A 19,991-nucleotide genomic window follows, 5' to 3' on the forward strand; every position below is an offset into this window, starting at 1 on the left:
CTCGCGTTAAAATTCAGGCCGAGAGCGGCTATCATAGAAGGAGTATTTTTCCGTCGGAGTGTTCATGGAGTTAAGACAAGAAGCTTTTCACCTGCTACGCCAGCTTTTTCAACAGCATACCGCCCAGTGGCAGCACGCTTTACCCGAGCTGACCAAGCCACAATATGCGGTGATGCGGTCGATAGCTGAAAATCCTGGCATTGAGCAGGTTGCACTGACTGACGTCGCGGTGAGCACCAAAGCGACGCTGGCGGAAATGCTGAGCCGTATGGAATCACGCGGTCTGGTCAGGCGCGAGCACGATCCTGCGGACAAGCGCCGTCGCTTTGTCTTCCTGACGGCTGAAGGTGAGGCCCTGCTGGGAAGCAGTAAACCGATTGGAAATAAGGTGGATGAGGCGTTTTTAGGGCGCCTTAACGACGCAGAACGAGAGCAATTTGTTGCGCTCATCATAAAGATGATGCACGATTAACCAGCCCTGACGCGCATGAAATCGATAAACGTGCGCACTTTTGCCGGCACATGCTGGGCATCGGGATAGACGGCATAAATGCCCTGCTGAGCAAACGTATACGAAGGCAACAGCGAGACCAGATCACCCGCCTCCAGTGCGTTTCGCACCAGCCACGCCGGCAACAGTGCCACCCCACATCCGGCGAGGGCAAAAGCCATCAGCGCCTGGGCACTGTCAGCATACAGGCGCGGTGCTTTTTTAATCTCAAAGGACACCGGATGTCTATCAACGCCTTTCACCTGCCAGCGCAGCGGCGAAGTTAAACGCTCGTGAATAATCCAGTCAGCGTCTGCCAGCTGCTCCAGCGATTCAACCGGATGGTTTGCCAGCCAGCCTGGCGTTGCCACGGGCAGGATGGTGAAGGTGGTAATCAATGCGGCGTGATAGCGCGAATCGGCAAGCGTACCCAGCCGAATAGCGACATCGAAGCGCTCCGCGATAAGATCGGCATGCACAGAGGACGAGACATGCCGCACGCGAAGGTCTGGATGCTGCTGGCTAAATTCAGCCAGCAAAGGCACCACAACGTGCGAGCCATACTCAGGCGTGGTAGTGATCCGCAGTTCTCCCGTCAGCCCGGCATGGTTGGCGCGAACGTCATCCTGCAATCGCTCGGCATCCCTTAACAGCATCACGCTTCGCTGATGAAAAAGCCTTCCTGCCTCGGTCAGCGTCAGGCGACGGGTGGATCGCAGCAGCAGAGTTACACCCAGCTCCTCTTCAAGCTGACGAATATGGAAACTGACCACCGCTTTTGTCAGCCCCATCGCCTCCGCCGCGGCGGTGAAACTGCCGGTGTCCGCTACGGCGATAAACATCGCCGTTCGCTGTAGATTAAGCATCGCTTGCCTGGCTTACTGTCAAAATAATGTTGACAGTATATCGTGCTTTGTCGCGTTTATCCGTAACGCCGGGGCCGATACGATACGCCACCTCACCGGAGGAACTTCCATGACGTATCGCAGCAAAATCGCCGTTGTCTTTCTGCTCGGCTTTTTCCTTGATTTGATAAACATGTTTATTGCCAGCGTCGCCTTTCCGGCAATGGCCCACGCGTTTAATACCACGCCATCTGCGCTTGCCTGGGTCAGTAACGGATACATTGCCGGGCTGACGTTAGTCATCCCTTTCAGCAGCATCCTGACGCGCCGCGTCGGGCCGAAGCGCGTTATCCTGCTCTCGCTGGCCCTCTTTAGCGCGGCTTCCGTTGCGGCGGGTCTCTCCTCTTCGCTGGAAAGTCTGATTGCATGGCGAGTAGCGCAGGGGGCCGGAGGCGGTTTACTGATCCCGGTTGGCCAGGCGCTGACCTGGCAACAGTTTAAGCCTCACGAGCGGGCCAGACTCTCCTCGGCGGTGATGCTGGTCGCACTGCTTGCCCCGGCCTGCTCACCGGCTGTGGGCGGCATGCTGGTTCAGACATTAAGCTGGCGCTGGATATTTTTTGCCACCCTGCCCGTCGCCATCGTTACCTTTGTTTTGGCCTGCGCGTGGCTTAAAACAGAAGTGTCACCGATAAAAACCACCAGGAGAGTAAATCTGTCTTTGCTGGCGGATCCGCTTTTGCGCTTATCCATGCTCATCTATGTGTGCGTACCCGGCATCTTTATTGGCGTAAACGTAACGGGCATGTATTACCTCCAGAACGAGGCCAATATGACACCCGCCGCAACGGGGATGCTTATGCTGCCGTGGTCTGTGGCCTCATTTTTGGCTATCACCGCGACAGGACGCTATTTCAACCGTATCGGCCCCCGGCCGCTGGTGGTCATCGGTTGCCTTTTGCAGGCGGCGGGCATTCTGCTTTTAATTAACGTCACCTCGGCAATGCTGTTACCTGCCGTTGCGTTTGCGCTGATGGGAGCCGGGGGAAGCCTGTGTAGCAGCACGGCTCAGAGCAGCGCGTTTTTGACGGTGCGGCGGGAAGATATGCCAGATGCCAGCGCGCTGTGGAATCTGAATCGTCAGCTGAGCTTTTTTATGGGCGCCCTGCTGCTGGCTCAGGTGCTGAGCACCATGCAGGCGAATATCGCGCCGCTGGCCGCCTGGCACGGGATGTTTATTTTTGCCGCAGCCATCACCCTGCTGCCCATACTGTACGTCTGTCGTCTTAACAACGCGCAGCTGCTTGCGCATCTGCAACAGGAGCAACCATGACGCATTTCGAACAAGAGATCTTCGACATCCACGTCGCACTTGAAAACTGGTTAGGTGAAGGCAAAGGCGATCCCGATGCCCTGCTCGCCCGTTTCCACCCGGACTTTCTGATGGTAACGCCAGGTGGCACACCTTTAGACCATCACGCCCTTGCTCAATTTTTAAACGCGCAGCGTGGAGCCCGGCCTGGGCTCAGGATCGGCATTGATGCGTTAAGGACGCTACAGACGTGGGACAACAGCGCGGTGCTTCATTACCGGGAGACGCAAACCCGACCAGGCCAGCCCGTTAACGTACGCTGGTCAACCGCGGTGCTCAATCAGGAAGGCGATACCATCACCTGGCGTTTGCTGCACGAAACGGCGCAATCGTAAGGCATAAAAAAGGCCCGTCTCACGACGGACCTTTTTCTGACGAATGGTTGCTTACTCGCGGAACAGCGCTTCGATATTCAGACCTTGCCCTTGCAGGATTTCACGCAAGCGGCGCAGACCTTCAACCTGAATCTGACGAACACGTTCACGGGTCAGGCCAATCTCACGGCCGACGTCTTCCAGTGTCGCAGCTTCATACCCCAGTAAACCGAAACGACGTGCCAGCACTTCACGCTGTTTGGCGTTCAGTTCGAACAGCCATTTAACGATGCTCTGTTTCATGTCATCGTCCTGCGTGGTGTCTTCCGGGCCGTTGTCTTTTTCATCGGCCAGGATGTCCAGCAGCGCTTTTTCGGAGTCGCCACCCAGCGGGGTGTCAACCGAGGTAATGCGCTCGTTGAGACGCAGCATACGGCTTACGTCATCAACCGGTTTGTCGAGTTGCTCTGCAATCTCTTCCGCACTTGGCTCGTGGTCCAGCTTATGGGACAACTCGCGCGCGGTACGCAGATAAACATTCAACTCTTTGACGATGTGAATCGGCAGTCGAATCGTACGGGTCTGGTTCATAATAGCCCGTTCGATGGTCTGACGAATCCACCAGGTCGCGTAGGTTGAGAAACGGAACCCGCGTTCCGGGTCAAACTTCTCAACTGCGCGGATGAGACCTAAGTTGCCCTCTTCAATCAGATCCAGCAGAGCCAGACCACGATTGCCGTAACGGCGGGCAATTTTCACGACCAGTCGCAGGTTACTTTCGATCATGCGACGACGCGAGGCAACATCACCACGCAAAGCACGACGTGCGAAATAGACTTCTTCTTCGGCCGTTAGCAGTGGGGAGTAACCAATCTCCCCAAGGTAAAGCTGAGTCGCGTCCAGCACACGCTGTGTGGCACCCTGCGATAACAGCTCTTCTTCAGCCAAATCGTTATCACTGGGTTCCTCTTCTACTAAGGCTTTTTCGTCAAAAGCCTCTGATCCGTTCTCATCAAATTCCGCGTCTTCATTTAAATCATGAACTTTCAGCGTATTCTGACTCATAAAGGTGGCTCCTACCCGTGATCCCTGGACGAGACACCCTGGCTGGCATGCCCCGTCAATTTATCGCTGCGGTAAATATTGCAGCGGGTTTACGGATTTCCCCTTGTAACGAATTTCAAAATGCAAGCGTGTAGAACTGGTTCCGGTGCTACCCATGGTAGCGATTTTTTGCCCCGCCTTAACTTCTTGTTGTTCCCGGACCAGCATCGTGTCGTTATGGGCGTAGGCACTCAGGTAATCATCATTATGTTTGATGATAATAAGATTACCGTAACCGCGCAGTGCGTTACCGGCATAGACAACGCGTCCGTCTGCGGTCGCGATGATTGCCTGTCCTTTACTGCCTGCGATATCGATCCCTTTATTCCCCCCCTCAGAGGTTGCAAAGTTCTCGATAATCTTGCCGTCAGTTGGCCAGCGCCAGGTATTGATTGACGAGCTGGCATTCTGACTGCTTGCAGTCGGTACAGTAGAGCTAACCACAGGTGCCGTAGTCGGTGCTGTGACAACAGTCGCAGTACCTTTATTATTCGGCAACATTTTGTTAGCACTCTGATCACCTGAATCCTCAGAATACGTAATTACAGGTTGGGAAGCAACCGTCGTGGTGGTTTTTTGTGCAGGGGTAACGCTGTTATTTTGCGCGGTGACGTCGGCAGCCGAAACGGTGTTGCCTGGCGTAAGCGGTGTCCCCGTCGCGTTGCCAACCTGAAGCGTTTGTCCAACTTCCAGAGCATACGGGGCCTGGACGTTGTTTCGCTGTGCCAGATCGCGGAAATCGTTCCCGGTAATCCAGGCGATATAGAAGAGCGTGTCGCCGCGCTTCACGGTATAGGTGCTGCCGCCGGTATAGCTACCTTTCGGAATGTTCCCATACTTGCGGTTATACACTATGCGGCCATTTTCGGTCTGAACAGGCTGATCGACTGGCTGAATCTGCGTAGGCTGCGTAACTGGACGCTGAACCGGCTGGATCTGCGGAGTTTGCTGCGCCGTTGAGGTGCCCATTTTAGGCGGAGGCGTGATCAACATTCCGCTGGACGTGTTACCCGAGCCGCTGGTTCCATTCACGGAACTGACGGGCGCAGGCGCGTTATTCGAATTTGAACAGCCTGCCAGCCAGAGCGAAACCAGTGATAATGCCGCAACACGGCTGATGGTGAATTTTGGGCTTCCCGCGCTCATTTATCCCCCAGGAATGTGTTAACTACCAGTGACTTAAAAATAACCGTGATGGCACGAACCTATCGCGCCACACCATACGCTGAATTTGCCTTAATAACCCTGGAAAAATCCGAGTCTCAGGCCAGTTCGCCCTTAACCAGGGGCACAAAGCGCACGGCTTCCACGGTATCGATAATATACTCGCCGCCGCGTCGACGAACGCGCTTCAAAAGCTGCTGCTCATCTCCGACGGGCAAAACAAGAATACCGCCCTCGTCCAGCTGCGAAAGAAGTGCAGCGGGGATTTCAGGTGGCGCTGCCGTGACAATGATGGCGTCAAACGGGGCGCGAGCTTGCCAACCCTGCCATCCATCACCGTGGCGTGTCGATACATTATGTAAATCAAGCTGTTTCAGGCGACGGCGCGCCTGCCACTGTAACCCTTTAATCCGTTCCACCGAACAGACATGATGCACAAGGTGGGCCAGGATCGCGGTTTGATACCCTGAACCGGTGCCAATTTCCAGCACCCGGGATTCTGGCGTTAACTCCAGAAGCTCCGTCATCCGCGCCACCATGTAGGGCTGCGAAATCGTCTGGCCTTGCCCAATGGGCAGCGCCACGTTTTCCCACGCTTTGTGTTCAAACGCCTCATCTACAAACTTCTCACGGGGAACCTGAGCGAGCGCATCCAGCACCTGCTCGCTGGCGATCCCCTGAGCGCGTAATTGTTCCAGAAGAGTTTGTACACGTTTACTTACCATTGCGCGTTCACTCCGACCCGATCTAACCAGTCCGACACCACATCATGCGCGCTATAAGCGGTTAAATCCACGTGCAACGGCGTAACGGAAACGTATCCCTCATCCACCGCAGCGAAGTCGGTGTCTGGCCCCGCATCGCATTTATCTCCCGGCGGGCCGATCCAGTACAGGGTATTGCCGCGCGGATCCTGCTGGGGAATAACCTGATCGGCAGGATGGCGACTGCCGCAGCGCGTCACGCGGATCCCTTTAATCTCGTCCAGCGGGAGGTCCGGCACGTTAATATTGAGGATACGCCCGGTACGCAGCGGCTCGCGGCCAAGCGCACGGAGAAGGGAGCAGGTCACCGCGGCGGCAGTGTCGTAGTGGGTGTGACCGTTTAACGAGACCGCCAGCGCCGGGAACCCCAGGTGACGGCCTTCCATCGCCGCGGCCACGGTACCGGAGTAAATCACATCATCGCCAAGATTTGGCCCGGCATTGATGCCGGAGACCACAACGTCCGGTCGCGGGCGCATCAGCGCGTTCACGCCCAGAAACACGCAGTCGGTCGGCGTCCCCATCTGAACGGCAATATCGCCATTCTCAAAGGTAAAGGTGCGTAGTGAAGACTCCAGCGTCAATGAGTTAGACGCGCCGCTGCGGTTACGATCGGGAGCCACGACCTGCACATCCGCAAATTCACGGAGGTGTTTCGCCAGCGTCTGAATACCTGGCGCATGGATCCCGTCATCGTTACTCAGCAATATTCGCATAATCACCCGACGTGTTGATAAGTTCCCTGACAACACTGGTGGCAAAGCTACCTGCCGGCAGCCAGAAGCGTAACTCGACGGTTACGTCATCCCACCAGTTCCAGCTCAGCTGTTGCGGGTAGAGGAGCATCGCACGGCGTGCCGCCTCGACCTTTTCCCGCACCAGCAATGATTGTAATTCCGGTGCATCCGCCACCGCTGACTCCTCAAAAAACCGCGCCTCGCCCTGGGTTCCCCAGTCGCCTGAGCCCGGCAAGGCGGCGGTGATCATCAGCGCTTTAGCGTCCACGCGCGACTGGACATCGGCCATCTCTTCGGCCGTTGCCACAAACCAGCTTCCGCGTCCCGCTAATTGTAGCGCATCGCCGACAACAACTTGATTCGCGTCCGGTTTTTTCAGCCGTTCGCTCACAATCTGATTAAACAACGCGCTGCGGGCCGCCGACAACCAAAAACTGCGTTTATTACGATCGCGCACCGGTGCATCGCTTTGCGCCCAGCGCAGCGCGCCCAGCAGGTTGCTGCCGCCGATCCCAAAGCGCTGCGCGCCGAAATAGTTCGGCACGCCGCGTTCGTTAATGGCCTTCAGGCGTTTTTCAACGTCTTCGCGGTCGGTCACTTCGCGCAGTACCAGGGTAAAGGCATTGCCTTTCAGTGCGCCCAGACGCAGCTTGCGCTTGTGGCGGGCGTACTCCAGCACTTTACAGCCTTCAAGCTCAAATTTGCTTAAATCAGGCATCGCATTGCCGGGCACGCGGGCGCAAAGCCACTGCTCGGTCACGGCGTGTTTATCTTTCTGCCCGGCGAAGCTGACCTCGCGGGCGTGAATGTTGAGGAATTTTGCCAGCGCGTCCGCCACGAAGCGGGTGTTGCAGCCGTTTTTCAGGATGCGCACCAGAATGTGCTCGCCTTCGCCGTCCGGCTCAAACCCGAGATCTTCCACCACCACGAAATCTTCAGGGTTGGCCTTCAGCAGCCCATTGCCCTGCGGTTTACCGTGCAGATACGTCAGATTATCGAAATCCGTCATTTGGCCGCCTTCACCAGCAGCGCCACGGCCTCACAGGCAATGCCTTCGCCACGACCGGTAAAGCCCAGCTTCTCCGTGGTGGTGGCTTTGACGTTGACGTCGTCCATATGGCAGCCCAGATCTTCGGCAATAAACACGCGCATCTGCGGGATATGCGGCAGCATCTTCGGCGCCTGAGCAATGATCGTCACGTCAACGTTGCCGAGGGTGTAGCCCCTGGCCTGAATGCGGCGCCACGCTTCGCGCAGCAGCTCGCGGCTGTCCGCGCCCTTAAAAGCAGGATCGGTGTCCGGGAACAGTTTGCCGATGTCGCCCAGCGCGGCGGCACCCAGCAGCGCGTCGGTCAGCGCGTGCAGCGCCACGTCGCCGTCAGAGTGCGCCAGCAGGCCTTTTTCGTAAGGAATACGCACGCCGCCAATGATAATTGGGCCAACGCCGCCAAAGGCGTGTACATCAAAACCGTGTCCAATACGCATTATGCCTTCTCCTGAGAGGTCGTACGGGTAAGATAAAATTCCGCGAGCTGTAAGTCTTCCGGGCGCGTCACTTTTATATTATCAGCGCGCCCTTCAACAAGCGTGGGGTGAAAACCGCAATACTCCAGCGCCGAGGCTTCGTCCGTAATGGTCGCACCTTCTTTAAGCGCACGCGTTAAGCAGTCGTGGAGTAATTCGCGGGGGAAAAATTGTGGCGTCAGCGCGTGCCATAAATCAACGCGCTCAACGGTGTGCGCAATCGCCGGTTTACCCGGTTCGGCGCGCTTCATGGTGTCACGCACCGGCGCGGCCAGAATACCGCCCACTTTACTGGTTTCACTCAGGGCCAGCAGACGCGACAGATCGTCGTGATGCAGGCAGGGACGCGCGGCATCGTGCACCAGCACCCACTGCGCGTGTCCGGCAGCCTGAATGCCCGCCAGAACGGAGTCGGCCCGCTCGGCGCCGCCGTCAACAACGGTAATCTGAGGATGATTTGCCAGCGGAAGCTGCGCAAAACGCGCATCGCCGGGGCTGATGGCAATCACAACGCGCGTCACCCGAGGATGCGCCAGCAGCGCCGCCACGGCGTGCTCGAGGATCGTTTTATCACCAATTGAGAGGTACTGCTTGGGACACTCTGTCTGCATGCGCCGGCCAAAACCTGCGGCCGGCACCACGGCACAGACGTCCGAAAAAGTTGCTGCCATGTCGTAATCCTGGGCCTGATTATCGATTGTTTTGTGCGGAGCCCTGATTGCGTTTAGACGCATCCGGAACCAGACGATAAAACGTTTCGCCCGGCTTAGTCATACTGAGTTCATTGCGTGCGCGCTCCTCAATCGCCTCCTGGCCGCCATTGAGGTCATCAATTTCAGCAAAAAGTTGATCGTTACGCGCTTTAAGTTTGGCGTTTGTCGCCTGCTGTGCCGCGACGTCATCGCTCACCCGGCTGTAGTCGTGCAGTCCGTTTTTGCCGAACCACAGCGAATATTGCAGCCAGACCAGCAAAGCCAGCAACAGCAGCGTTAGTTTACCCATCCTGCCCCCTGAAAAAACGGCATCATCATCCCATAACTTTCCGCTGGACTCTACTGCGGGGTTTTAATTATGCCGTAAGTTAGCCCATCAGCCATAAAAACAGCAGACCAAAGATGACCACAACGGTGGCAATAGTGATGAGGGTACTATACAGGAGCTTGCCGTTGAAAAGGGAGTGCAGCGCAACGCCGACAACCACCGCAACGGGCATCAGCGCGAGGAAGAAAGGCCAGGTATAGAGGAAGAAGAAGAGTGTGTTTCCACCGTAGATCAAAAACGGGATACCCAGCGCCAGTAACCACGACACGAAGCCGACAATCGCCCCAGGAAAGGACCAGGTCGTCTCGTCGTCGGTCGTTAACGGTTCCGACCCGGTGGTAATAATGTAGTTTTCACTGTTGCGCATAGCTAATCCTGTGACCGTGACTCATCGCTCGGGAAGACAGCTCCCGAACGATACCGTCTCAGGATCTGATAATATCGTCCCGTCTGAGCAGGTCTAATAATTGGCTTACTAAATTTGTTACCAATTGTTGGCCTTCCAGATGAATCTCAGGGGATTCAGGCGCTTCGTAAACCGCGTCAATCCCGGTGAAGTTTCGCAGCTCTCCCGCACGGGCTTTTTTGTACAGTCCTTTTGGATCGCGCGCTTCGCAGATCTCAAGCGGCGTATCCACAAACACCTCAATGAAGCGATTCTGCCCCACGCGCTCACGCACCATCTGACGTTCAGCGCGGTGCGGCGAGATAAACGCCGTCAGCACCACCAGCCCGGCATCCGCCATCAGGCTGGCGACCTCTCCCACCCGACGAATGTTCTCTTTGCGGTCGTCATCGCTGAACCCCAAATCACTGCACAGGCCGTGACGCACGTTGTCGCCGTCCAGCAGATAGGTGCTTACTCCCTGCTGATGCAGCGCCTCTTCCAGCGCGCCTGCCACCGTGGATTTACCGGAGCCAGACAGCCCGGTAAACCACAGCACAACCCCACGGTGACCGTGGAGCTGTTCGCGCTGGGCGACGGTGACCGGATGAGGATGCCAGACGACGTTCTCATCATGGGCAGCCATTACTTGCCTCCCAGCAGATCGCGAGCGCCCCAGTGCGGGAAGTGCTTACGCACCAGCGCGTTCAGCTCCAGCTCAAACGCGCTGAACTCAGAGGCCACGGCAGCCTGCGCGTTTGGCTCGCGCACCATCCCGGCACCGACGGTGACGTTCGTCAGGCGGTCGATAAAAATCAGCCCGCCCGTCACCGGGTTCTGCTGATATGGATCCAGCACCAGCGGCTCGTCGAAGGTCAGGTCCACCAGGCCGATGCCGTTCAGCGGCAGCTCGCTTACGTCGCGCTGGGTCAGGTTGTTGATGTCCACCTGGAACTGAATGCCGTCCACGCGTGCACGGGTTTTCTTCCCGGCAATTTTCATATCGTAACTCTGGCCTGCGGTCAGCGGCTGTTCCGCCATCCACACCACGTCCACGGACGCGCCCTGCACCGCCGCCAGCGTTTCCTGCGCGTCAACCAGCAGATCGCCACGGCTGATATCAATCTCGTCTTTCAGTACCAGCGTCACCGCTTCACCTGCCCCGGCTTCGTCCAGATCGCCATCAAAGGTAACGATACGGGCAATGGCCGATTCCACGCCGGATGGCAGCACCTTCACGCGCTGGCCCACGTTGACGGAGCCGGACGCAATGGTGCCCGAGAAGCCGCGGAAATCGAGATTCGGGCGGTTAACGTACTGCACCGGGAAGCGCATCGGCTGGGTCTCAACCACGCGCTGAATTTCAACGGTTTCCAGCACTTCCAGCAGCGTTGGGCCGCTGTACCACGGCATCTTCGCGCTCTGAGAGGCGACGTTATCCCCTTCCAGTGCCGAGAGCGGCACGAAGCGAATATCCAGGTTGCCCGGCAGCTGTTCAGCAAAGGTCAGGTAGCTCTGGCGGATCTCGTCAAATCGCGCTTCGCTATAGTCCACCAGGTCCATTTTATTGACCGCCACCACCAGGTGTTTGATCCCCAGCAGCGTAGAGATAAAGCTGTGACGACGGGTCTGATCCAGCACGCCTTTGCGGGCGTCAATCAGCAGGATCGCCAGGTCGCAGGTGGAGGCGCCGGTTGCCATGTTGCGGGTGTACTGCTCATGCCCCGGGGTGTCGGCGATAATAAACTTGCGCTTCTCGGTGGAGAAGTAGCGATAGGCCACATCAATGGTAATCCCCTGCTCACGCTCCGCCTGCAAGCCGTCCACCAGCAGCGCCAGATCGAGTTTTTCGCCCTGGGTACCGTGACGTTTACTGTCGTTGTGCAGGGAAGAGAGCTGATCTTCGTAAATCTGGCGCGTGTCGTGCAGCAGACGGCCAATCAGGGTACTTTTCCCGTCATCAACGCTGCCGCAGGTCAGGAAACGCAGCAGGCTTTTGTACTGTTGGGCGTGCAGATAAGCTTCCACGCCGCCTTCATCGGCAATTTGTTGGGCAATAGTCGTATTCATGGCGGCTCCTTAGAAATAACCCTGACGTTTCTTCAGCTCCATGGAGCCTGCCTGGTCGCGGTCAATCACGCGGCCCTGTCGCTCACTGGTGGTCGACACCAGCATCTCCTCGATGATCTCCGGCAGCGTCTGCGCGTTGGATTCCACCGCGCCGGTCAACGGCCAGCAGCCGAGAGTACGGAAACGGACCATCTGCTTCTTGATCACTTCGCCCGGCTGTAAATCAATACGATCGTCGTCGATCATCATCAGCATGCCGTCGCGCTCCAGCACCGGGCGCTCGGCGGCCAGATACAGCGGAACGATTTCAATATTTTCCAGATAGATGTACTGCCAGATATCCAGCTCGGTCCAGTTGGAGAGCGGGAAGACGCGAATGCTTTCGCCCTTGTTGATCTGGCCGTTGTAGTTGTGCCACAGCTCCGGGCGCTGGTTTTTCGGGTCCCAGCGGTGGAAGCGGTCACGGAAGGAGTAGATTCGCTCCTTGGCGCGGGATTTCTCCTCGTCGCGGCGCGCGCCGCCGAAGGCCGCGTCGAAACCATATTTATTCAGCGCCTGCTTCAGCCCTTCGGTTTTCATGATGTCGGTATGCTTGGCGCTGCCGTGCACGAACGGGTTAATGCCCATCGCCACCCCTTCGGGGTTTTTGTGCACCAGCAGCTCGCAGCCGTAGGCTTTGGCGGTACGGTCGCGGAACTCGTACATCTCGCGGAATTTCCAGCCGGTATCCACGTGCAGCAGCGGGAACGGCAGCGTGCCCGGATAAAACGCTTTACGCGCCAGGTGCAGCATGACGCTGGAATCTTTACCGATGGAATACATCATCACCGGGTTAGAAAACTCGGCGGCCACTTCGCGGATAATATGGATACTTTCCGCTTCAAGCTGCCGCAGGTGAGTCAGTCGTTTTTGGTCCATAACCGTTCCTTAAGCCAAATTGATAACAGAAGACCCGAAGCCTTCTGTGTCGGTTGTGTGCTGGAACCAGGCGAGCGTGCTGTGCAGCTGCACCACTTCTCCCACCACGATCAGGGCGGGCATCGGGGCATCTTTCGCCAGGGTTGCAAGGTCTTGTAATGTGCCGATAGCGACGTGCTGATCGACGCGTGTTCCGCGGGAAATCACGGCTACCGGCGTCGTCGCATCGCGACCGTGCTGAATAAGCTGTTCGCTGATGTCTGCCGCCTTCATCGTGCCCATATAAATCGCCAGCGTTTGTCGACTCTGGGCCAGATGCGACCAGTCAAACGGCGTGCTGTCGGCTTTATAGTGCCCGGTCACGAAGGTTACGCTCTGGGCGTAATCGCGATGGGTCAGCGGAATACCGGCATAGGCCGTGACGGCAGATGCCGCCGTAATGCCGGGGACCACCTGAAACGGAACGCCCGCTTCGGCTGCCGCCTGCAATTCTTCGCCACCACGTCCGAAGATAAATGGGTCACCCCCTTTCAGGCGCACCACGGTCTTGCCCGCTTTCGCGGCGGCAATCAGCATCTGGTTAGTGTCGTGCTGCGGGACGGAGTGCTCGCCGGCGCGTTTGCCGACGCAAATTTGCTCCGCGTCCCGGCGGATCAGCTCGCGGATGCCGTCGGTGACCAGATGGTCGTAGAACACTACGTCCGCATCCTGAAGCACCTGGAGGCCACGCAGCGTCAGCAGCCCGGCATCGCCCGGCCCGGCGCCCACCAGAATGATCTCCCCGCCCGTACTGCCGTGGTTATCCAGCTCATCCTCGAGGACTTGCTGCGCCGCCGTCTCGTTGCCGGCATGCATCAGGCTGGCAAAGCGTCCGCGAAAAACGCGCTCCCAGAAGCGGCGGCGTTCCGCCACGCTGGTGAGACGGGTTTTCAGGTGGCTGCGCCAGTAGCTGGCTTTCTCCGCCATGCGTCCGAGGCTGGTTGGCAGCAGCGCTTCGATTTTTTCCCGCAGCACGCGCGCCAGCACCGGTGCGGTACCGCCGGAGGAGATCGCCACCAGCAGCGGCGAGCGATCAACAATCGACGGGAAGATAAATGAACACAGCGGCTGGTCGTCTACCACGTTAACCAGACGGTGACGGGCCTGGGCGGCGTCGGAGATGCGGCGATTGAGCGCCCGATCTTCGGTTGCCGCAATGACCAGCACTACGCTGTCTATCTGTGACGCTTCAAAATCCGCCTCTTCTACGACCTGCACCTGCGCCCCTGCGCGCTGCAAAAACGCGATTTTGCGATCGGCAATTTCACCCGTCCCGACAACCAGTACCGGTCGGTCTTTCAGGGCGGCAAAAAGGGGGAGATAGTCCACAGGCAACAACTCGCTAACAACAAGGAATAAGGGGACTATAGGGGGCGGCTTAGATCGAATGAAATTACGAATTGGAATGAGTAGTTACTCAATGGAATAACGCCGTGGAAAAGCAAATATCAAAAAGTGCTTAACACGCGAAATTTCGGGCATTTAAGAGCAATTCAAATTGTGTCTACCCGATCACAGTTTCATACTATGCGGGTTAAAATTTTGCTCTGTTTTTAAGGACTCACTATGTTTTCCGCAATGCGCCACCGATTCGTTGCCCTGGCGCTCGGCGTTTGCTTTATCCTTCCGGCTCAGGCAAAAAATCAATCTTACGGTGAAATAGCCAGTATGCAGGCGCGGCATATTGCGACTGTCTTTCCGGGCCGCATGACAGGCACCCCAGCCGAGATGCTCTCGGCAGACTATATTCGTCAGCAGTTTGCGGATATGGGCTACGAAAGCAACATTCGCGCTTTTCACAGCCGCTACATCTTTACCTCACGGAATAAAACGCAAAACTGGCATAACGTGACCGGTAGCACGGTGATTGCGGCGCATGAGGGGAAAGCGGCTGAGCAGATTATCATCATGGCGCATCTTGATACCTACGCCCCGATGAGCGACGCCGATATTGACAATAACCTCGGCGGGTTGACGCTTCAGGGGCTGGATGACAATGCGGCAGGGCTGGGCGTCATGCTTGAGCTGGCCGAACGCCTGAAGAATATTCCAACGGAATACAGCATTCGCTTTGTGGCGACCAGCGGCGAAGAAGAAGGAAAACTCGGCGCTGAGAATCTCCTCAAACGTATGAGCCCTGCGGAGAAGAAAAATACGCTGCTGGTGATTAACCTCGATAATCTGATCGTGGGCGATAAGCTCTATTTTAATAGCGGACAGAGCACGCCGAGCAGCGTGCGTAAACTCACCCGCGACCGCGCGCTGGCGCTTGCCCGTTCGCATGGCGTCTATGCCGCGACAAACCCGGGCGGTAACCCGGATTATCCAAAAGGCACGGGCTGCTGTAATGACGGTGAAGTGTTTGATAAGGCCGGCATCCCGGTGCTGTACGTCGAGGCGACGAACTGGACGCTGGGCAAAAAGGACGGCTATCAGCAGCGCGCCAAATCAAAGGCGTTCCCGAACGGGACCAGCTGGCATGACGTGCGGCTGGATAATCAGCAGCACATTGATAAAACGCTGCCGCAGCGGATTGAGCACCGCAGCCGGGATGTCGTGAAAGTGATGCTGCCGCTGGTGAAGGAGCTGGCGAAAGCGGGCAAAGCCTGATGTCGTTAAGCCCGGTGGCGGCTACGCCTTACCGGGCCTACGTTTCGTGCCGTTATAGGCCCGGTAAGCGCAGCGCCACCGGGCGAAAAAACATTACCCTTCGTGCAGCCCGCACTCGCGCTTCAGCCCAAAGAATCGCGTCTCTTCTTCGGCCATTCCCGGTTCCCATTTGCGCGTGGTGTGCGTATCCCCCACTGACAGGTAGCCCTGATCCCACAGCGGATGGTACTTCAGCCCGTGTTTTTGCAGGTACTGATACACCGTCCGGTTATCCCAGTCGATGATCGGCAGCACTTTGAACACGCCACGCTGCACCGCCAGCACCGGCAGCGTTGCCCGGCTCCCGGACTGCTCCCGGCGCAGGCCGGCGAACCAGGTCTGGGCGTTCAGCTCTTTCAGCGCCCGGTTCATCGGCTCGACTTTGTTGATTTCATTGTATTTCTCAATGCCCTCAACGCCCTGCTCCCACAGCTTGCCGTAACGCGCCTCCTGCCATGCAGCGCTTTCCGTTGCGCGATAAACCTTCAGGTTCAGCCTGAGCTTGTCCGTCAGCTCGTCGATAAACTGGTAGGTCTCCGGGAACAGGTAGCCGGTATCGGTGAGGATCACCGGAATGTCCGGACGGATCTGATTCACCAGATGCAGGCTGACCGCCGCCTGAATGCCAAAGCTCGACGAGAGCACGTAGTCTCCCGGCAGATTTTCCAGCGCCCAGGCCACGCGCCCTTCGGCGTCGAGCTTTTCCAGCTGGGCGTTGGTTTCTGCCAGGGCCAGAATGCGTTCGACTTTTGGCAGCGCATTCAGGGCGTTTAGATCGAGTACGGACATAAGAACCTCGTTTGCCTGTTTCGCCCGGCGGCACTGCGTTTGCCCGGCCTACAAAACCCGTAGGCCCGGTAAGCGAAGCGCCACCGGGCAAAGGATGGATTACTCCCAGAAATCCCGTGCGGGATCGAGCACCGGGCGAATGATACCCGCGCGTACCGTAAAGTCTCCGAAGCCTTCACCCGCTTCGCGCTCTTTTGCCCAGCGTCCGACAAGCACGTCGAGGGAATCGAGAATTTCCGGCTCGGTGATGTTCTCGCGGAACATACGCGGGATGCGCGTGCCGATACGGTTACCGCCCAGGTGCAGGTTATAGCGACCCGGCGCTTTACCCACCAGCCCCAGCTCGGCCAGCATCGCGCGACCACAACCGTTCGGGCAGCCCGTCACGCGCATAACAATATGCTCGTCCGGAATGCCGTGTTTTTCCAGAATCGCTTCCACTTTGTCGGTGAATGACGGCAGGAAACGCTCGGCTTCGGCCATCGCCAGCGGACAGGTCGGGAACGATACGCAGGCCATGGAGTTTTCACGCTGCGGCTTCACCGCGTTCATCAACCCGTGCTCGCGCGCCAGCTCTTCAATTCTCGCCTTTTCGCTTTCCGGCACGCTGGCGACGATCAGGTTCTGGTTAGCGGTGATACGGAACTCGCCTTTGTGGATCTTCGCGATTTCCAGCAGGCCGGTTTTCAGCGGACGGCCCGGATAATCCAGAATACGGCCATTTTCAATGAACAGCGTCAGGTGCCAGTTATTGTCGATGCCTTTCACCCAGCCGATGCGATCGCCGCGGCCGGTAAATTCATAAGGGCGGATCGGCTCAAATTTGATGCCCGCGCGACGCTCCACTTCTTCTTTGAACGTCTCCACGCCGACGCGTTCGAGCGTGTATTTGGTTTTCGCGTTTTTACGGTCGGTACGGTTACCCCAGTCGCGCTGGGTAGTGACCACCGCTTCCGCCACGGCCAGGGTGTGCTCCAGCGGCAGGAAGCCGAACTCGGTCGCGGTGCGGGCGTAGGTTTTCTTGTTACCGTGCTCGATGGACAAACCGCCGCCCACCAGCAGGTTAAAGCCGATCAGCTTGCCGTTTTCCGCAATCGCCACGAAGTTCATGTCGTTGGCGTGCAGATCGATGTCGTTCTGCGGGGGGATCACCACCGTGGTTTTGAACTTACGCGGCAGATAGGTCTGGCCGAGGATCGGCTCTTCATCGGTGGTGGCGACTTTTTCCTGATCGAGCCAGATCTCCGCGTAGGCGCGGGTGCGCGGCAGCAGGTGCTCGGAAATTTTCTTCGCCCACTCATACGCTTCGGCGTGCAGCTCGGACTCGTACGGGTTCGAGGTGCAGAGCACGTTACGGTTCATGTCGTTGGCGGTCGCCAGCGCGTCCAGGCCCACGGAGTGCAGCATCTGGTGAACCGGCTTCACGTTCTTCTTCAGAATGCCGTGGAACTGGAAGGTCTGACGGTTGGTCAGGCGGATGCTGCCGTAAATCGTGTTGTCATGGGCAAACTTGTCGATAGCCTGCCACTGTTTCGTGGTGATGATCCCACCCGGCAGACGACAGCGCAGCAGCATTGCGTGACGCGGCTCCAGCTTCTGTTCCGCACGCTCGGCGCGGATATCGCGGTCGTCTTGCTGGTACATCCCGTGGAAACGGATCAGCAGGAAGTTGTCACCTTTAAAACCGCCGGTCAGGCCGTCATTCAAATCTTCGGCAATGGTACCGCGCAGGTAGTTGCTCTCTACCTTCATGCGCTCGGCATCAGTCAGTTTGCCTTCGACCACCAGTGGGCCAGGATGTTTTTCGCTCATTAGTAGACATCTCGCTGATAACGGCGCTCTACGCGCAGCTCACTTAAAAATTCATCCGCCGTTTCGGCATCCATACCGCCGAATTCGGCAATCACTTCCAGCAGTGCCTGCTCAACGTCCTTCGCCATGCGATTGGCGTCGCCGCAGACATAAATGTGTGCACCGTCATTGATCCAGCGCCACAGCTCTGCGCCCTGTTCGCGCAGTTTGTCTTGTACGTAGACTTTTTCTTTCTGATCGCGGGACCAGGCCAGATCGATGCGGGTCAGCACGCCCTCTTTAACGTAGCGCTGCCACTCCACCTGGTAGAGGAAATCTTCGGTAAAGTGCGGGTTGCCGAAGAACAGCCAGTTTTTACCCGGCGCGCCGTCTGCCGCACGCTGCTGCATGAAGGCGCGGAACGGCGCAATGCCGGTGCCCGGACCAATCATGATTACCGGCGTTTCCGGGTTTGCCGGCAGGCGGAAGTTGTCGTTGTGCTCGATAAAGACGCGCACCTCGCCCTCTTCTTCCACGCGGTCGGCAAGGAAGCTCGACGCCCCGCCCGCCCGCGCGCGGCCTTCGATATCGTAACGCACCACGCCGACGGTGATGTGGACTTCGCTTTCCACTTCAGCCTGAGAGGAGGCGATGGAGTAAAGGCGCGGCGTCAGCGGACGCAGCAGGCCAATCAGCGCGTCGGCATCCAGCTGTGCCGGGGAGAAACGCACCATATCGACAATCGGGGTTGTCGCGGCGTAATGCTGTAACTTCGCCTTGTCCCCCACCAGCGGCAGGAGGGACTCGCTGCGCGTTAAGGTGGCGTAGTTTTCCACGATGTTGGCGGTATTGACCGTCAGTTCGAAATGCCACTGGAGCGCCTCGGAAAGCGGCAGCGTTTTGCCTTCAACGGAGACCGGCTCGGTGCCTTTCAGCCACAGCAGCTCGACGAGCTCTTGCACCAGCGCCGGATCGTTCTGATACCAGACGCCCAGCGCGTCGCCAGGCTGATAACGCACGCCGGCATCGCCAAGATCGATCTCAATATGGCGCACGTCTTTTTCCGAATCGCGGCCGGTGATTTTCTGGTTAACCGACAGGCTCGCCGTCAGCGGACTCTCTTTGGTGTAAGGGCTGGTGTGGATCTCGTTGACGGTGCCCGCTGCGGTAACGGCAGCCTGCGCCGGCGTCTCTTTCGGGACGCGGGCTTTCAGCACCTCAACGATGCGTGCGCGCCATTCGGCGGCGGCGGCCTGGTATTCCACATCAGCGTCTACGCGATCCAGCAGGCGCTCGGCGCCCAGCTCCGCCAGCTTGCTGTCGAAGTCTTTACCGGACTGGCAGAAGAATTCATAGGACGTATCGCCGAGGCCGAACACGGCAAAGGCCGTGCCCTCCAGCTTTGGCGCTTTTTTCGAGAACAGGAACTTGTGCAGCGCGACGGCTTCTTCCGCAGGCTCACCTTCCCCCTGCGTTGAGGCGACAACCACCAGCAGCTTTTCTGATGCGATTTGTTTGAATTTATAATCCCCGGCGTTCACCAGGTTTACGTTCAGCTTCGCGGCGAGCAGGTCATCACGCAGCGCTTCGGCCACGCGACGGGCATTGCCCGTTTGCGAGGCAGAGATCAGCGTGATGGCAGGAATTTCAACGGCAGTTGGCGGTACGCCAGCCACGGCACCCGGCTGCTGGTTCAGCATTCCCCAGAAATAGCCGGAAACCCAGGCGAGCTGGGTGGGTGAAAAATCGGAAGTCGCGGCCTGTAGGCGCGCCAGCTGCTCCGGGTTGAGGGGAAGCAAATTTGAAGGTGGGGCCTGTGTTGTCATGCGTCGTTATGTTCCAGTAGCAAAGCGGACTTTAAGCGAATAAATCCAAACTGAAGATAAGGTTAACGGCGGGGATAATAACAATTAAAGAAGGGATGGAAATAATAAATAACCAAATGGACTAACCTGTTTTAGTTATCGTTCTTAACGATAAAAGCGATTAAATAAA

The 19,991-nt window shown here is 57.6% G+C and carries 21 protein-coding genes; 4 read left to right on the plus strand and 17 right to left on the minus strand.

Annotated features, from left to right (window positions below):
* The first annotated feature begins 64 nt into the window (after positions 1–64).
* Positions 65–472 carry a MarR family transcriptional regulator gene (locus N5C09_RS19470; protein ID WP_063451879.1) on the plus strand — a complete coding sequence of 136 codons (408 nt, stop codon included), beginning with the start codon at positions 65–67 and terminating at the stop codon, positions 470–472.
* On the opposite strand, the gene N5C09_RS19475 is transcribed toward N5C09_RS19470, so the two are convergent.
* Positions 469–1,356, minus strand: coding sequence for a LysR family transcriptional regulator (locus tag N5C09_RS19475; RefSeq protein ID WP_279749703.1), 888 nt, complete (start codon positions 1,354–1,356; stop codon positions 469–471). The two genes, N5C09_RS19470 and N5C09_RS19475, sit on opposite strands and share 4 nt — an antisense overlap.
* A 109-nt stretch (positions 1,357–1,465) precedes the next feature.
* On the opposite strand from N5C09_RS19475, the gene N5C09_RS19480 reads away from it, so the two are divergent.
* A complete protein-coding gene (locus tag N5C09_RS19480; protein ID WP_107533610.1) occupies positions 1,466–2,668 on the plus strand; it encodes an MFS transporter in 1,203 nt (400 codons plus the stop codon).
* Positions 2,665–3,042, plus strand: coding sequence for a DUF4440 domain-containing protein (locus tag N5C09_RS19485; RefSeq protein WP_279749704.1), 378 nt, complete (start codon positions 2,665–2,667; stop codon positions 3,040–3,042). The genes N5C09_RS19480 and N5C09_RS19485 overlap by 4 nt, the downstream gene beginning before the upstream one ends.
* A 51-nt stretch (positions 3,043–3,093) precedes the next feature.
* Here N5C09_RS19485 and rpoS read toward each other — a convergent pair whose 3' ends face one another.
* The 13 genes from rpoS to cysG form a co-directional block, all read right to left on the minus strand.
* On the minus strand, positions 3,094–4,086 hold the full coding sequence (gene rpoS, locus N5C09_RS19490) for an RNA polymerase sigma factor RpoS (RefSeq protein ID WP_022649182.1): 993 nt from the start codon (positions 4,084–4,086) through the stop codon (positions 3,094–3,096).
* 60 nt (positions 4,087–4,146) lie between these two features.
* Positions 4,147–5,271 carry a murein hydrolase activator NlpD gene (gene nlpD, locus N5C09_RS19495; protein ID WP_063869369.1) on the minus strand — a complete coding sequence of 375 codons (1,125 nt, stop codon included), beginning with the start codon at positions 5,269–5,271 and terminating at the stop codon, positions 4,147–4,149.
* 116 nt (positions 5,272–5,387) lie between these two features.
* Complete coding sequence (locus N5C09_RS19500; RefSeq protein ID WP_063451884.1) at positions 5,388–6,014, minus strand: protein-L-isoaspartate(D-aspartate) O-methyltransferase; 627 nt, start codon at positions 6,012–6,014, stop codon at positions 5,388–5,390.
* The gene (gene surE / locus N5C09_RS19505; RefSeq protein ID WP_006811764.1) at positions 6,008–6,769 is read right to left on the minus strand and encodes a 5'/3'-nucleotidase SurE; all 762 of its coding nucleotides are present in this window, start codon (positions 6,767–6,769) and stop codon (positions 6,008–6,010) included. Before surE ends, N5C09_RS19500 begins: the two co-directional genes overlap by 7 nt.
* Positions 6,750–7,799 carry a tRNA pseudouridine(13) synthase TruD gene (gene truD, locus N5C09_RS19510; RefSeq protein ID WP_279749705.1) on the minus strand — a complete coding sequence of 350 codons (1,050 nt, stop codon included), beginning with the start codon at positions 7,797–7,799 and terminating at the stop codon, positions 6,750–6,752. The genes surE and truD overlap by 20 nt, the downstream gene beginning before the upstream one ends.
* The gene (gene ispF, locus N5C09_RS19515) at positions 7,796–8,275 is read right to left on the minus strand and encodes a 2-C-methyl-D-erythritol 2,4-cyclodiphosphate synthase (protein WP_063451887.1); all 480 of its coding nucleotides are present in this window, start codon (positions 8,273–8,275) and stop codon (positions 7,796–7,798) included. The genes truD and ispF overlap by 4 nt, the downstream gene beginning before the upstream one ends.
* Positions 8,275–8,985: a 2-C-methyl-D-erythritol 4-phosphate cytidylyltransferase gene (gene ispD, locus N5C09_RS19520; protein WP_064909830.1), complete on the minus strand. Its 711-nt coding sequence runs from the start codon at positions 8,983–8,985 to the stop codon at positions 8,275–8,277. The genes ispF and ispD overlap by 1 nt, the downstream gene beginning before the upstream one ends.
* Before the next feature lie 19 nt (positions 8,986–9,004).
* Complete coding sequence (gene ftsB, locus N5C09_RS19525) at positions 9,005–9,316, minus strand: cell division protein FtsB (protein ID WP_003862095.1); 312 nt, start codon at positions 9,314–9,316, stop codon at positions 9,005–9,007.
* Positions 9,317–9,395: 79 nt separating this feature from the next.
* The gene (locus tag N5C09_RS19530) at positions 9,396–9,722 is read right to left on the minus strand and encodes a DUF3561 family protein (protein ID WP_063869363.1); all 327 of its coding nucleotides are present in this window, start codon (positions 9,720–9,722) and stop codon (positions 9,396–9,398) included.
* 58 nt (positions 9,723–9,780) lie between these two features.
* A complete protein-coding gene (gene cysC, locus N5C09_RS19535; protein ID WP_063451890.1) occupies positions 9,781–10,386 on the minus strand; it encodes an adenylyl-sulfate kinase in 606 nt (201 codons plus the stop codon).
* Complete coding sequence (gene cysN, locus N5C09_RS19540) at positions 10,386–11,810, minus strand: sulfate adenylyltransferase subunit CysN (RefSeq protein WP_193034938.1); 1,425 nt, start codon at positions 11,808–11,810, stop codon at positions 10,386–10,388. The genes cysC and cysN overlap by 1 nt, the downstream gene beginning before the upstream one ends.
* A gap of 9 nt (positions 11,811–11,819) precedes the next feature.
* The gene (gene cysD / locus N5C09_RS19545; RefSeq protein ID WP_008499613.1) at positions 11,820–12,728 is read right to left on the minus strand and encodes a sulfate adenylyltransferase subunit CysD; all 909 of its coding nucleotides are present in this window, start codon (positions 12,726–12,728) and stop codon (positions 11,820–11,822) included.
* Between the two features lie 9 nt (positions 12,729–12,737).
* Entirely contained in the window at positions 12,738–14,096 is a 1,359-nt protein-coding gene (cysG, locus tag N5C09_RS19550; protein ID WP_279749706.1) for a siroheme synthase CysG, read from the minus strand.
* 237 nt (positions 14,097–14,333) lie between these two features.
* Between cysG and N5C09_RS19555 the strand changes: the two genes are divergently transcribed.
* On the plus strand, positions 14,334–15,377 hold the full coding sequence (locus N5C09_RS19555) for an aminopeptidase (protein ID WP_107533615.1): 1,044 nt from the start codon (positions 14,334–14,336) through the stop codon (positions 15,375–15,377).
* A gap of 93 nt (positions 15,378–15,470) precedes the next feature.
* Here the strand turns inward: N5C09_RS19555 and cysH are convergent, their stop codons facing one another.
* From cysH to cysJ, 3 genes are all read right to left on the minus strand, one after another.
* Positions 15,471–16,205, minus strand: coding sequence for a phosphoadenosine phosphosulfate reductase (gene cysH / locus N5C09_RS19560; RefSeq protein WP_003862694.1), 735 nt, complete (start codon positions 16,203–16,205; stop codon positions 15,471–15,473).
* A gap of 99 nt (positions 16,206–16,304) precedes the next feature.
* Positions 16,305–18,017 (minus strand): assimilatory sulfite reductase (NADPH) hemoprotein subunit, encoded by a 1,713-nt coding sequence (cysI, locus tag N5C09_RS19565; RefSeq protein WP_131636309.1) that lies wholly within the window; start codon positions 18,015–18,017, stop codon positions 16,305–16,307.
* Positions 18,017–19,822, minus strand: coding sequence for an NADPH-dependent assimilatory sulfite reductase flavoprotein subunit (gene cysJ, locus N5C09_RS19570; RefSeq protein ID WP_063869351.1), 1,806 nt, complete (start codon positions 19,820–19,822; stop codon positions 18,017–18,019). The genes cysI and cysJ overlap by 1 nt, the downstream gene beginning before the upstream one ends.
* Positions 19,823–19,991: the final 169 nt, after the last annotated feature.

The organism is Enterobacter sp. GD03975 (genome assembly GCF_029838645.1).
Lineage (GTDB): Bacteria > Pseudomonadota > Gammaproteobacteria > Enterobacterales > Enterobacteriaceae > Enterobacter > Enterobacter quasihormaechei.

Bases quoted from the DNA above. Each gene is read 5' to 3' on its own strand.
- surE (WP_006811764.1), bottom strand. From the start codon at position 6,769: ATGCGAATATTGCTGAGTAACGATGACGGGATCCATGCGCCAGGTATT.
- truD (WP_279749705.1), bottom strand. From the start codon at position 7,799: ATGACGGATTTCGATAATCTGACGTATCTGCACGGTAAACCGCAGGGC.
- nlpD (WP_063869369.1), bottom strand. From the start codon at position 5,271: ATGAGCGCGGGAAGCCCAAAATTCACCATCAGCCGTGTTGCGGCATTA.
- N5C09_RS19500 (WP_063451884.1), bottom strand. From the start codon at position 6,014: ATGGTAAGTAAACGTGTACAAACTCTTCTGGAACAATTACGCGCTCAG.
- cysN (WP_193034938.1), bottom strand. From the start codon at position 11,810: ATGAATACGACTATTGCCCAACAAATTGCCGATGAAGGCGGCGTGGAA.
- cysJ (WP_063869351.1), bottom strand. From the start codon at position 19,822: ATGACAACACAGGCCCCACCTTCAAATTTGCTTCCCCTCAACCCGGAG.
- cysD (WP_008499613.1), bottom strand. From the start codon at position 12,728: ATGGACCAAAAACGACTGACTCACCTGCGGCAGCTTGAAGCGGAAAGT.
- N5C09_RS19475 (WP_279749703.1), bottom strand. From the start codon at position 1,356: ATGCTTAATCTACAGCGAACGGCGATGTTTATCGCCGTAGCGGACACC.
- cysI (WP_131636309.1), bottom strand. From the start codon at position 18,017: ATGAGCGAAAAACATCCTGGCCCACTGGTGGTCGAAGGCAAACTGACT.
- N5C09_RS19555 (WP_107533615.1), top strand. From the start codon at position 14,334: ATGTTTTCCGCAATGCGCCACCGATTCGTTGCCCTGGCGCTCGGCGTT.
- ispD (WP_064909830.1), bottom strand. From the start codon at position 8,985: ATGGCAGCAACTTTTTCGGACGTCTGTGCCGTGGTGCCGGCCGCAGGT.
- N5C09_RS19470 (WP_063451879.1), top strand. From the start codon at position 65: ATGGAGTTAAGACAAGAAGCTTTTCACCTGCTACGCCAGCTTTTTCAA.
- N5C09_RS19485 (WP_279749704.1), top strand. From the start codon at position 2,665: ATGACGCATTTCGAACAAGAGATCTTCGACATCCACGTCGCACTTGAA.
- N5C09_RS19530 (WP_063869363.1), bottom strand. From the start codon at position 9,722: ATGCGCAACAGTGAAAACTACATTATTACCACCGGGTCGGAACCGTTA.
- ispF (WP_063451887.1), bottom strand. From the start codon at position 8,275: ATGCGTATTGGACACGGTTTTGATGTACACGCCTTTGGCGGCGTTGGC.
- cysH (WP_003862694.1), bottom strand. From the start codon at position 16,205: ATGTCCGTACTCGATCTAAACGCCCTGAATGCGCTGCCAAAAGTCGAA.
- cysC (WP_063451890.1), bottom strand. From the start codon at position 10,386: ATGGCTGCCCATGATGAGAACGTCGTCTGGCATCCTCATCCGGTCACC.
- ftsB (WP_003862095.1), bottom strand. From the start codon at position 9,316: ATGGGTAAACTAACGCTGCTGTTGCTGGCTTTGCTGGTCTGGCTGCAA.
- rpoS (WP_022649182.1), bottom strand. From the start codon at position 4,086: ATGAGTCAGAATACGCTGAAAGTTCATGATTTAAATGAAGACGCGGAA.
- N5C09_RS19480 (WP_107533610.1), top strand. From the start codon at position 1,466: ATGACGTATCGCAGCAAAATCGCCGTTGTCTTTCTGCTCGGCTTTTTC.